Below are 13,520 nucleotides of genomic sequence, written 5' to 3'. Positions count from 1 at the left end.
ACACAATACTTTTTTAATAACATTTTATCAAGAAAATATATTGGATGATCACAGAACACACGATGAAAATTTCAAAAGATCAATTGTAGACAATGATCAAAAGTCTGTGTATTCGCGGTCTAATTATGAATACTCGTATGGCGGTAAAAAAAAGAGGACTGAGCTTGGTCAGCTTTTACAGATCTTAGAATACATCGGGTCATCAAATAACACACAAATCTCTTCAATAGCCAGATCCAATAACATGTCGCATGATGCTGCAACTAGAAATTGTGAAAAACTCGTAAGCGTAGGACTTGTTACAGGAGAGACTATCAACGATAATAAAAGATACAGGCTTACAAGTGAAGGCAGATCTTTTCTTAATGAGTGTAGAAATTTTGAAGATATTCTATGTAGGTATAATCTATGCCATGCGCTATACCATTGAACCGAAAGTGTCATTGGCATGGTGATTAATTTGCATGTCTGCCCTTCAGACAAATTTTTTGCTGTAATAACCATTTCAAATTTACAACTCAATTTGTCATAGATGTACTACATGAAATGATCTGAAATTATTTTATTGAAACTTGTTTTGGAGTAATATGTTGTGACCGAATAAATCTCTATAGTGATCATACGGAAAAATCTATGCATACGTGAATATCAACTGAGGTTTAATCGTAAGGTGGATGGTAAGGTATGTTAAAAAATCATATTCAGTATTTGGCATATTTGTCATTTTTGCAATTTTGCTGATGCTTCCAACAAATGTCATTTCCGTAAATCCTTTGTCTTTATTGCCTAACACTGCGTCTGCCACTACAAGCAGTAGTACAACGACAGGATCTATCATACTAGACAGCGTCAAGACAACATCCGGTACAGTATCCTCATTACCATACCAGATTACACTTTCCAACGTTAATGTCGGAACTGGAACCAACCGTCTGCTTGTAGTAGGCGTTGAGGCAAACAACCATAACGTAGCATCAGTCACATTTGGAGGAGTGCCACTAACAAACAAAGCATCCACCTTCTCCAACAACGATGCAGAGTTTTGGTACCTGACAAACCCGTCTGGCACTGGAAACATTGTTGTTACCATGGCTGGCTCTACCTCGGTAGTAGTCGGCGCATATTCATTTTCCGGAGTAAACCAGACAACTCCGATACCGACCAGTATTACAAATCACAATACTGTTGCAGGCAGCCCTACCATATCCATTACAACCCAGTATCCGAACAGCTGGGTGCTTGATTCTGCATCTATCTATGGTGGCACTACACTTGGTTCTCCAACGTGCACACAACAATGGAATATCAACATGCCAAGCGCAATAACTGGCGCATCAAGCTCATCTGTAAAGACATCGGCAGGACTTGCAACATGTGGATGGACTGCAAGCGGAAGTGGAGACATGTGGGATGATGCTGCAATTGAGATAAAGGCATCAGGTACTGTAACTATACCAGGATCTCCAACCAGTCTTACTGCCACTGCCATCTCCTCCTCACAAATTAATCTGTCCTGGACTGCACCTTCCAACAACGGCGGCTCTGCAATAACAGGATACAAGATTGAACGCTCTACTGACAGCGGTACCACATGGTCTACTATTGTAGCAAATACTGCTTCTGCATCCACAACGTACTCTGACTCTGGTCTTGCAGCTAGTACTGTCTACACATACCGGGTATCAGCAATCAATTCTGTTGGAACTGGTTCTCCATCTAACACTGCGTCTGCTACTACAAGTAGTGGTACCACAACAGGATCTATCATACTAAACAGCGTCAAGACAACATCCGGTACAGTATCCTCATTACCATACCAGATTACGCTTTCCAACGTTAATGCCGGAACTGGAACCAACCGTCTGCTTGTAGTAGGCGTTGAGGCAAACAACAACAACGTAGCGTCCGTCACATTTGGAGGAGTGCCACTAACAAACAAAGCGGCATCATTTGCTAACAACGATGCAGAGTTTTGGTACCTGACAAACCCGTCTGGCACTGGAAACATTGTTGTTACCATGGCTGGCTCTACCTCTGTTGTAGTCGGCGCATATTCATTTTCCGGAGTAAACCAGACAACTCCGATACCGACCAGTATGATAAATCACAATATTGCTGCCGGCAGCCCTACCATATCCATTACGACCCAGTATCCAAACAGCTGGGTGCTTGATTCTGCATCTATCTATGGTGGCACTACACTTGGTTCTCCAACATGTACACAACAATGGAATGCCAACATTGCAGGTGCAATAACTGGTGCATCAAGCTCTACCTCTCAAGCATCTGCAGGCTCGGTCATCTGCAGCTGGACTGCAAGCGGAAGTGGAGACATGTGGGATGATGCTGCAATTGAGATAAAGGCATCAGGTACTGTAACTATACCAGGATCTCCAACCAGTCTTACTGCCACTACCATCTCCTCCTCACAAATTAATCTGTCCTGGACTGCACCTTCCAACAACGGCGGCTCTGCAATAACAGGATACAAGATTGAACGCTCTACTGACAGCGGTACCACATGGTCTACTATTGTAGCAAATACTGCTTCTGCATCCACAACGTACTCTGACTCTGGTCTTGCAGCTAGTACTGTCTACACATACCGGGTATCAGCAATCAATTCTGTTGGAACTGGTTCTCCGTCTAACACTGCATCTGCCACTACAAATCCAATATCTATCGTTCATGCTATCTCACTTAGCACTAATTCAGTTAATGTAGGTACTGATGTAAGAATAACAGGTACTAAATTTGCACCAAATTCTCAGATTACCATATCCTATGATAATACTACACTTGGGGTGGGATTCCAGGATAACGGTTATTCTACTGTTCCATTAACCATAACAACAGACTCTAATGGAAACTTTGCTGCAATAATGTCTACCTTGGTATCTGTTACAGGTACACATACAATATCTGCTCATGATGCATCAGCTAATACAGCCAGCCAATCTGTCACTGTTTCACCACGTGTATACATATTTCCAACAACAGGTCGTGCAGGCTCTAGTGTACTTATTCCAGCCAGTCAAGGAAATGGCTTTGCAGCAAATTCTACTATTACAATAAAATTTGACGGTACTACAATCATTCCTTCTGCTTCTATAACATCTGACGCTACTGGTAGCTTTGGAGGAAATTTCACGATACCAAGTGGAGCAACACCTGGTTCGCATACAATTATGATATCTGATGCTAGCGGACATGCATTTTCTACTTTGTATACTGTTGATCCAAATGCTCATGCATTCAGTGCTCAATCTGTCGTAACAGGACTCAATTTCCCTGCTTATTTTGCATTTATTCCTGATAATGGTCCTGGGGTGGATGGCTCTGGTGCATTTATGGTAAATGAAAAAAATACTGGAAATGTAATTGTATTCAAGAATGTAAACGGGCAATTTGTAAAACAAACAGTTCCATTTGTGACAGTGCCAAACTTACAAACAAATTATGAAACAAATGGATTGCTGGGGATCGCATTTGATCCAAACTGGGCAATCTCTTCTGCCTCACAATATGTTTACTTTTATGTGACAAGGACTGTATCAGGATCTACCGTGGGTGAGCTGATAAGGTATCATGCTATGACTGATTCATCTGGAAATATAGTGGAAGACAAGTCAGTAGGTGAGCAACTCGTACTGGGAAATATTCCGGCGTTCAATAACGGTCACAATGGAGGAACTCTAAAATTTGATTCACAAGGTAACATCTACATATCAACAGGTGACGGATGGACATTTACCGCTGGACAGGACTTGACAACACTGGAAGGAAAAATATTACGCATAACGCCGCTTGTTTCTCCGGTCAATGGCAAATTATATTCCATTCCAAGTACAAACCCGTTTGTATCAAGTACCAATACATCAATCAAAAAAGAGATTTGGGGATATGGAGTAAGAAATCCGTACACATTTGATATAGATTTGCAGACAGGCAAGCTATATGCCTCAGATGTAGGTTTTAACACATGGGAACGAATTGAAGACTTTACCACTGCTGGCTCAAATGCCGGTTGGCCTAACTATGAGAGCCCACCTTATGACAATCCACAAAACCTGACAAGCTATACTGCTCCATTATACTGGTACTCACATCAGGGAGTGGAACCACAGACTGGTCCAACTGCTGGACTTGAAGCACTATCTGCTGGATCTTTCTATCATGGAACCATATATCCAAACCTGCAGGGTGCATACTTTTTTGGAGATTATGGTGTAGGTAATATCGCTGCTCTGTTGCCATCAAGTGTATCTCCATCCACAACAGACCCTGCAAGTGGATATCCGATAGGACAAGTTGTGCCAATATTGTATGGTTTGACAGATGCTCCAATTTACATGCAAGAGTGGAATGGAAAACTCTATTTTATGGATCTTAATGGGAACATAAATGTGCTAAACTACAAGTAGGAAAGACTGCAGTATCCGCATTGTAGAAAATTTGTAATTTTTTTGATTGAATTTTTTTATATTTCAAAATATGTGCAAAACTTACAGATGCGATAAAAATATGGCTGAATACAATTGATGATTTTTTTAACAAATTGATGACAGGTTTTAGCTTTTAGAAATTATGGTTAGATGAGTTCAAGATAAATTCTACAAACACTCTTGTGAAAACTGTAGTAATATTGCGTAACTTCAATCCCGATTAATTTTACCTATAATTTTGTGCATAGCCAAAAATATTCTATGACATGATATTAGATTGACTATGATAAATCATGGGGAATGAGTTTTGGTAAGATCACATAATATCATGTTGACATTATCGGTTGTAATGTCGGTTATCGTAATTGGAACCATAGCACCGACAAGTACTGTCAGTGCATCTACAAATTCTATCAGCAAGATACAATCAGGTCTTGTCTCCTCTGATTCGCTCACAACTGGAAACACTGCAGGATGGACATTTGGAGGAACTGCAACATTATATAATTACTATGAAGACTCGCAAGGACTCCATCTTGGCGTACAGGCTCCAAGCAGTGGGCGGTGGGTTAACTATTATGCAGCCTCTTCTGGCGCAAACGCACATCTTTTTCATGCAGCCTTGACAATTCCATATACATCGGTACCAGATGGGGTGTTCAATCCTGGTTTGTATGTAGAGGGATCAAATTATAATGGTATAGTTGGCTGCCAGGCGTATGCTGATAATACTGGATACTATTGGACTGTTCAATCATCAACTGATGCTGGCTCTACATGGACTACTCTTTATGCACCACCGGCAAACTCCCTGCCTCAAACTGATGACTGCACCGTCATGACTGATGGGAACCACTATCTCAAGGTCTACATCGGCGGTAATGTTGTCTTTTCAAGCACTACTGTGAACCTGAATATGCCTACTCCTCTTCATGCATTCGTTCAGGTAGACTCGTCATCCAGTTCAATGGATCATGCGATTTATTCTAATTATTATTCTACAACAGATGAAAACATCAAGATTACCAACAATCCTTCTAATGCTGCTATGGTAAAGGTAATTGGTACTGCTGGAAATGTTCTTGCAACTGCTCCTGTAAGTGCAGGCACTGCAATACTAAATGTCGGCATGTACAAGTTTCCACTATCCGGTACTATCGATGTATATGATTCAAACAATTCCATAATTGCATCAAGTCCTGCAAGCATATATGGTGGTGATGTGTATTCTGTATCTAGTTCGTCTGGAACTCTCACTGTACCACAATCTCCAACCAGTCTTACTGCCACTACCATCTCCTCCTCACAAATTAATCTGTCCTGGACTGCACCTTCCAACAACGGAGGCTCTGCAATAACAGGATACAAGATTGAGCGCTCTACTGACAGCGGTATAACATGGTCTACTGTTGTAGCAAATACCGCTTCTGTATCCACAACATACTCTGACTCTGGTCTTGCAGCTAGTACTGCCTACACCTACCGGGTATCAGCAATCAATTCTGTTGGAACTGGTTCTCCATCTAACACTGCGTCTGCCACTACACAAAATGCTCCGGTTTCTGTACCACAATCCCCGACTAACCTCACTGCTAGTGCAATATCATCATCACAAATTAATCTGTCCTGGACTGCACCTTCCAACAACGGAGGCTCTGCAATAACAGGATACAAGATTGAGCGCTCTACTGACAGCGGTATAACATGGTCTACTGTTGTAGCAAATACTGCTTCTGTATCCACAACATACTCTGACACAGGACTTGCTCCAAACACTGCCTACACCTACCGGGTATCTGCAATCAATTCTGTTGGAACTGGTTCTCCATCTAACACTGCGTCTGCCACTACAAGCAGTAGTACAACGACAGGATCTATCATACTAAACAGCGTCAAGACAACATCCGGTACAGTATCCTCATTACCATACCAGATTACGCTTTCCAACGTTAATGTCGGAACTGGAACCAACCGTCTGCTTGTAGTAGGCGTGACTGCAAACAACCAATTTGTTACATCTGTTACATTTGGTGGAACACAGTTAACAAAAGCAGTACGCTCATTTCATAATGATTATACTGGATTTTGGTACCTGACAAACCCGTCTGGCACTGGAAACATTGTTGTTACCATGGATGGCTCTACCTCGGTAGTAGTCGGCGCATATTCATTTTCCGGAGTAGACCAGACAACTCCGATACCGACCAATATAACAAACTATGATGCTGCTGCCAGCAGTCCTACCATATCCATTACGACCCAGTATCCAAACAGCTGGGTTTTAGACTTGCCAGCAATATATGGCGGTGTAACACTTGGTTCTCCAACGTGCACACAACAATGGAATATCAACATGCCAAGCGCAATAACTGGTGCATCAAGCTCATCTGTAAAGACATCGGCAGGACTTACAACATGCGGATGGACTGCAAGCGGAAGTGGAGACCTCTGGGATGATGCTGCAATTGAGATAAAGGCATCTGGTACTGTAATTACCACAAACCCGCAGTCTTTAACATTGATTAAATCTGGTCTGTTATTATCAGATTCACTAACCAATGAAACTAAAACACAGCAACAACTGCAGACAAATCCTGGCTATTGGCGATATGGTGGTGATGCGCAAGCAGAAAAGGCACATTACACATTTTGGAAAGATACACAAGGATTACACATTGGAGTTCAAGCTCCATCTAATGCAACCTGGGCAGGGATCTATGCTTTGTCAAGAAACACACAAGCGATGCTTTACCACTCTATAATTACAACTCCTGTACAAACAATACCTGCAAATAATGTCTATTACAACAATGGGATATATGTGCAGACTAATGGAACCAGCAATGTAAACTATGTTGCATGTTCATCTAACGTAAGCTCATTTGGTACAGTCTGGGCCGTATTTTGGGCAACAGGTAATCCTTTCAGTGCTACAAATTTCACTAGACTGTGGTATGATCCTAATCCTAACCAGCCACTCACCCGAGATTGTACTATCATCACAAATGGCAACAATTACCTAAGGGTGTACGTTGATGGAGTAAAAGTAGTGGATCGTACTGATATGAACCTGCAGATGCCTCCTCCATTTAATGTATTTCTTGAACCCCAGTCATCTTATGCAGGACAAATGCTAAATGGAACATTTACGGATTATTATACACTAGCAGGCGAAAATGTCACAGTAAATAACTTACCGCAAAATGCTGCAAGAGTAGATATTACCGATTCATCAGGTAAAATTCTTGCAACAAGTCAGATTGTAAATCATATTGCACGCCTTGATGTTGGACAATATCACTTTCCATTGTCTGGAACGATCAAAGTATATGACTCTGGCAATATCATGATCGCATCTGATTCATCAAACATTTATGGTGGTGATGTATATTCTGTCAATCATTGATCTAAAATCATGTCAATCATCTAAATTTAGTGGAGTATTAGTATGGTTTTCATTCTTTCTTGTCAGAGCTTTGTCCTGCCATGAGAAACAACTTGTCAGAATTTTCATTTATTTTATTTTTTATTGATTTTGCTGGAACTCCTGCAACTATATCACCATTTGGTACATCATGTATGACAGAAGCACCCGAAGCTACAATAACATTATCTCCAATTTTGATCTGATCTTTTAAAGTAGCATTGAGTCCTATCCAACTAGAATTGCCTATTTTGGCACTTCCTCCAATGACTGCACCTGCAGTGATTTCACAGTTTTTTCCAACATGAACATTGTGAGAGATATGTACTAGGGAATCAATTTTTGTTCCATCACATATTACTGTGTCACAAAGAGATCCTTTAGCAATATGGCTGTTGGCGCATATCTCAACATCATTCCCAATTAACACTTGACCAAAATGCGGGAACCTGTGAAGCTCTCTCTCATCTCTCTCAAATGCAAAACCATCGTCACCTAATACTACTCCAGAATGAATTATGCATCTATCGCCCACGGTACAATCTTTTACGAGCGTTACCTTGTCATAAATTGTGACATCGTTTCCTATTTTACAATTATCTCCAATTACGGTATACTCACCAATGTAACATCTGTCTCCTATGACAACGGTTTTGGATATTATTGCACTAGGTGATATTCCAGTCATTTTCTTTTGTTTTGCAAATATTTTATTGGCTAGGTTTACAAAAACATATCTTGGTTTATCAAGAAAGATGAGCTGTGTTCCTTGTCTTGGATGCACTAAACCGCATAAGCTTTTTTTGCATAAAATAACTCCAGCTTTTGATTCAGAAATAAGATCAATTGCTTTGCTACCTTCATACGAGCAAAAAGAAAGATCATCTGGTTTTGCACTTGTAATGGAAGATATGTTTTTTATTCTTCTTTCATCATCTCCCTCCATTTCGTAGAAAATATTTAGGCTGGACAAAATTGATTTTATATCAAATTCTACATCATGCATTTTTTGTGTCACATTTTAAAATTCAGATCAATAAATATTAAGGGCCTGTAATTTTTTTATAGAAAAATCTTCGTTAAAATTCTTAAACAAAACCAATGTGTTCGCATTTTCTAGTAGTTTACACGCATAGCAAGATAATGGTTGAATTGTATACCTAGGCAGAAATGAAAAAATTCATGTCAATCTTGGGGATACTCACGGTGTTGGTTGTACTATCGATATCTACAACTATTGGTCCTGCAAGTGCTACTATGATATCTGCACCCTTGCCTATACCGGGAAACCTTGTGCCACAAGCTGGTACTGGCTCTCTGGGTATACCGTTACCCTTGCCAAACTTGGGCATAGTTTCGATACCATCATTGCCTCTTTCTCCATATTCTGTTGACCAAGTACAAACTGGTCTAGTGGTATCAGACTCACTAACCAATGAAACTAAAACACAACAGCAACTGCAGACAAATCCTGGTTATTGGCGATATGGTGGTGATGCGCCAGCAGAAAAGGCACCTTATACATTTTGGAAAGATATTCAAGGATTACACATTGGAGTTCAATCACCGGCTAATGGAACTTGGGCTGGATATTACGCTGTAACACAAGACACCAAGGCAATGTTATTTCACTCTGTAATTACAACTCCGGATCAAACAATACCGTCGAAATCTAATTGGTATGAAAATGGAATGTATGTTCAGAATGGCACTGCAAATGTGAGTTATGTAGTATGTACTTCAAACACAAGCATAGTTGGAACACAATGGGTAGTTGCATCAGTACAAGGCAATGCGTTTGGAGCTACTAGTGAAAATGTATTATGGGCATCGCCTATGACTCTAACTGAACCAACAACAAGGGATTGCACTATCATAACAAATGGAACTAATTATCTCAAGGTAATTCTTGACGGAGTACAAGTGTACGAAAATAATAATTTGAATCTGGGCATGACTCACACACCAGTCACATTCTTAGAGCCACAAACAAACTATGCGGGTCAACTACTCAGTGGTTCGTACAAGAATTTCTTTGTCACATCTGATGTGAATGTAAAAGTAACAAACAATCCCTCTCTTGCAGCAAGAGTGGATCTGGTAGAGCCAACATCGTCATCTACGGGTCAAGTGGTTGCATCTGCCCCTGTGGATTCATCTGGCACTGCAACTCTTGACATAGAAAACATCCCCATGCCACTCCAAGCATACATCCAAGTGTACACTTCTAGTGGAATAGAACTTGCAACAACAAAAAGTCCTGTAAGCCTCTATGGTGGTGATGTATATTCAGTAGATTTGAAATCCGGTCTTAATCTTCTAGGCTAAGCCTTCCATAATATTATTCTGATGCAGATATAATGTAAAAATTTATAAAATAAATCTGGAGCAAAAAATTCTGAATCCTTTGGAGAAGATTGATAAAAGGTCAAAGGAATATTTTTATAAAAACCTGTTTGTGATCTGGAATAATCTTTAACACATTTCTAGAACATTGTTATGACGCCATCATGGCAAAACCAATTAAGAAATGAGTAACAAAATTAAAACATGAGAAAACACAATATGGTTTTTATCGCACTAGCCTTTGCGATCATACTTACAACATTGATCATAAATTCAAATCCAGTGCTTGCCTTTCATAAAAACGGCCCAACCCCAATACCTGGAAATCTTTTTCCACATCCAGGTGCTCTACATAATAATCCTATCTTAAAACATGCTAATGAAAAATTACATGCGTTCCAAGTCAATCCATCTACATGAAGTATCTAAAACCTATAATTGAAACATGATTTATTTGGTAACTGGAAAATAATAATTCTGGGGTTGTCTTCTGGGGTTTTTTTGACCGTAATATTCTTAACTGCGGCTCTGTCATCGCCTACAATTAATGTGGATGATACAAAAACTGGAATACTGATTCCGCTTTACAGACATCCTGATTCTACATGGGATGATCTGATACAGGTAAAGCATGCACATCCATCAGTGACAATTATTGCCATTGTCAATCCTGACAACGGCCCTGGATTTTGGGATCCAACATATGTTCTAGGAATAAAAAAACTCCAATCTGCTGGAATTCCGTCACTTGGATATGTTTACACAAGTTATGGATCTAGAAATTCATCTGAAATCACTGCTGATATTGGTGTCTACAAAAACTGGTATGGCGTCAACGGCATATTTTTTGACGAGATGGCTCATGTGCCTGGAAAAGAGGGCTATTATCTACACTTGAACAATTATGCAAAATCACTTGGCCTTAACTTTACTGTGGGAAATCCTGGCAAGGACATATCGCCCTCATACCTTGGTACCGTAGATAATATTGTAATATACGAAAATTCCGGGCTTCCTTCAATTGAACTACTGACAGGATGGCATACAAAGTATTCAAAATCTAATTTCTCGATATTATCATATGGAGTTGATAATCTGGATGAAAAATTTGTCCAATCTGCATCAAAACATGTGGGATTGATCTACATCACAGATAAGACGCTTCCAAACCCTTGGTATTCATTAACTTCCTATCTTGATAAACTAGCATCGTTGGTAGCATCCTCATCTGACAGTAAAAAAGATCTGGTCTCTCCTATGCCTGCTCAGAACAAACAGTGATTCTTTGTCATAATCGGTTCATATTTACAAAAAACATCACCGTATTTTCTGTTATGCAGAGAAAATTTGGATCCTAGATCAGATCATACAGCTATATCATAAAAGAAAGGAATTGCTGTAATCATGTTCTGGCATACAACTATCATAGAATGTATATAATTTCTTGTTTATTGTTGATAATTTCTATGCAGCCCTGAAACCATAAAAATGTTCTAGAAAAATATTAGTTCACTGGTATATATCTTGCAAAAATAAGTATAACAAGGTTAATAGTTGTGAGCAAAAATTATGGAAAAAAAATTGATAACAAAACAAAGATAATAACTGCACTGTTCTTTGGATTTCTTTTATTATCATCATCTAGCGCATTTACATCGGGTGCATCTGCTCAGCTAGGTTCACTTACAAACTCTCTTACATCCACTTCTGGACTTACAAGCATAGTACCATCTATTCCTACCCCAGTTCCAATTCCTGTAATTCCAAATAATCCGGTAATTCCTGTGTTACCATCTCCTACTGGTCTGACAGCTAGTGCAGTATCATCGTCACAAATAAGCTTGAATTGGAATGCGTCAAGTATCAGTGGCAGCTTGGTAGCGGGATACATGATTGAAAGATCACAAAATAATGGAATTACTTGGTCTACTATACAATCCAACACTGGCACTAGTTCTACAATATACTTGGATTCTGGACTGTCTCCTAGTACAACCTATACTTATCGTGTTTCAGCTGTGTACGATGGTGGGCTGACTTCTTCTCCATCAAACACTGCATCGGCTACTACACAATCTAATACATCAACATTGACAGTGTCAACACAGTTAATCACCGGAGATACTCTTACAGGAATGTATACTGAATTACGTAATTCAACTGGACAGATAGCAGCATCCAGTTTCTCCCCTGCTACATTTGTCCTGAAAAATGGTGCACAGTATACAGTTGGAATGGGCAACTTTGTAACATACATATTTGATCACTGGGCAGATACGGGCTCTACAACTAACCCCCGACCAGTATCGATATCAAGTGACACACAACTAACTGCTATTTACCGGGATATTGGGCTGGTACTTTCTCCATCCAGAGGACCTGCAGGTACAACGGTATCAGTAACGGGTGCAAATAATGCCTACTCACCAAGTACTGCAGTCACACTAAGATGGGATGGCACAGCACTTGCAACAATAACATCAAACTCCACTGGAGGATTCTCGGCAACATTCCAAGTGCCTAGCACTGCAACAGCTGGTTCACACAAGGTACAGGCAACAGACGGAACCCACACACACGCTGCACTATTTATAGTAGGTCCTAACGGTCCTACAACTCCACAACCGCCAACCAGTCTTACTGCTACTACCATCTCCTCCTCACAAATTAATCTGTCCTGGACTGCACCATCAGACAATGGTGGCTCTGCAATTACTGGTTACAAGATTGAAAGATCACAAGACAACAGAACTACTTGGTCAATAATATCTTCCAACACTGCCTCTACATCAACAACATATTCTGATACCGGACTGTCCCCCAGTACTGCATATGCTTACCGTGTATCTGCAATCAATTCTGTCGGTACCAGTGTACCATCAAACATTGCATCTGCCACTACGCAAAATGCAGCTACATTATTGTCTCCAACTGGCCTCACTGCTAGTGCAGTATCATCATCACAAATAAGCTTGAATTGGAATGCGCCAAGTAACAGTGGCAGCTTGGTAACAGGATACATGATTGAAAGATCATCTGATGGAGGTATCACTTGGTCTACTAAATCCAACACTGGCACTAGTTCTACAATATACTTGGATTCTGGACTGTCTCCTAGTACAACCTATACTTATCGTGTCTCTGCTATGTATGGAGCCGAAGCCAGTCCTCCATCAAACACTGCATCGGCTACTACACAATCTTCTACATACAAACTAACGGTATCTACACAACTATCAACAGGTGATACTCTTACAGGAATGTATACTGAATTACGTAATTCAACTGGACAGATAGCAGCATCC

General features: G+C 40.2%; 8 protein-coding genes. 7 read left to right on the top strand and 1 reads right to left on the bottom strand.

Translation table 11 applies throughout. The annotated features are described in order from the left end of the window. The first annotated feature begins 40 nt into the window (after nucleotides 1-40). The 3 genes from BQ3481_RS05745 to BQ3481_RS05735 all read left to right on the top strand — a co-directional run bounded on the left by BQ3481_RS05745 (nucleotide 41) and on the right by BQ3481_RS05735 (nucleotide 7,851). Nucleotides 41-430 (top strand): winged helix-turn-helix domain-containing protein, encoded by a 390-nt coding sequence (locus BQ3481_RS05745; RefSeq protein WP_157927412.1) that lies wholly within the window; start codon nucleotides 41-43, stop codon nucleotides 428-430. Nucleotides 431-674: 244 nt separating this feature from the next. Next, nucleotides 675-4,424, top strand: a complete 3,750-nt coding sequence (locus BQ3481_RS05740) for a PQQ-dependent sugar dehydrogenase (RefSeq protein WP_157927411.1) — start codon at nucleotides 675-677, stop codon at nucleotides 4,422-4,424. Nucleotides 4,425-4,752: 328 nt separating this feature from the next. Further along, nucleotides 4,753-7,851, top strand: coding sequence for a fibronectin type III domain-containing protein (locus BQ3481_RS05735; RefSeq protein ID WP_157927410.1), 3,099 nt, complete (start codon nucleotides 4,753-4,755; stop codon nucleotides 7,849-7,851). Nucleotides 7,852-7,900: 49 nt separating this feature from the next. Here BQ3481_RS05735 and BQ3481_RS05730 read toward each other — a convergent pair whose 3' ends face one another. Continuing rightward, a complete protein-coding gene (locus BQ3481_RS05730; RefSeq protein ID WP_157927409.1) occupies nucleotides 7,901-8,887 on the bottom strand; it encodes a UDP-3-O-(3-hydroxymyristoyl)glucosamine N-acyltransferase in 987 nt (328 codons plus the stop codon). 164 nt (nucleotides 8,888-9,051) lie between these two features. Here BQ3481_RS05730 and BQ3481_RS05725 point away from each other — a divergent pair, with 164 nt between their 5' ends. The 4 genes from BQ3481_RS05725 to BQ3481_RS05710 form a co-directional block, all read left to right on the top strand. Then, nucleotides 9,052-10,197, top strand: a complete 1,146-nt coding sequence (locus BQ3481_RS05725) for a hypothetical protein (RefSeq protein ID WP_157927408.1) — start codon at nucleotides 9,052-9,054, stop codon at nucleotides 10,195-10,197. A 222-nt stretch (nucleotides 10,198-10,419) separates the two neighbouring features. Next, on the top strand, nucleotides 10,420-10,635 hold the full coding sequence (locus BQ3481_RS05720) for a hypothetical protein (RefSeq protein WP_157927407.1): 216 nt from the start codon (nucleotides 10,420-10,422) through the stop codon (nucleotides 10,633-10,635). A gap of 81 nt (nucleotides 10,636-10,716) precedes the next feature. Continuing rightward, the gene (locus tag BQ3481_RS05715) at nucleotides 10,717-11,496 is read left to right on the top strand and encodes a spherulation-specific family 4 protein (protein WP_157927406.1); all 780 of its coding nucleotides are present in this window, start codon (nucleotides 10,717-10,719) and stop codon (nucleotides 11,494-11,496) included. Between the two features lie 275 nt (nucleotides 11,497-11,771). Continuing rightward, a partial coding sequence (locus tag BQ3481_RS05710) for a fibronectin type III domain-containing protein (protein WP_197706559.1) occupies nucleotides 11,772-13,520 on the top strand: 1,749 nt, incomplete at its 3' end.

This window comes from Candidatus Nitrosotalea okcheonensis (genome assembly GCF_900177045.1).
Taxonomy (GTDB): Archaea; Thermoproteota; Nitrososphaeria; order Nitrososphaerales; family Nitrosopumilaceae; genus Nitrosotalea; species Nitrosotalea okcheonensis.
This window is presented reverse-complemented; position numbering and strand designations above follow the sequence as displayed.

What these genes read in the sequence shown, in the direction of transcription:
- BQ3481_RS05740 (WP_157927411.1), top strand. Translation starts at nt 675, where the DNA reads ATGGTAAGGTATGTTAAAAAATCATATTCAGTATTTGGCATATTTGTC.
- BQ3481_RS05725 (WP_157927408.1), top strand. Translation starts at nt 9,052, where the DNA reads ATGTCAATCTTGGGGATACTCACGGTGTTGGTTGTACTATCGATATCT.
- BQ3481_RS05720 (WP_157927407.1), top strand. Translation starts at nt 10,420, where the DNA reads ATGAGAAAACACAATATGGTTTTTATCGCACTAGCCTTTGCGATCATA.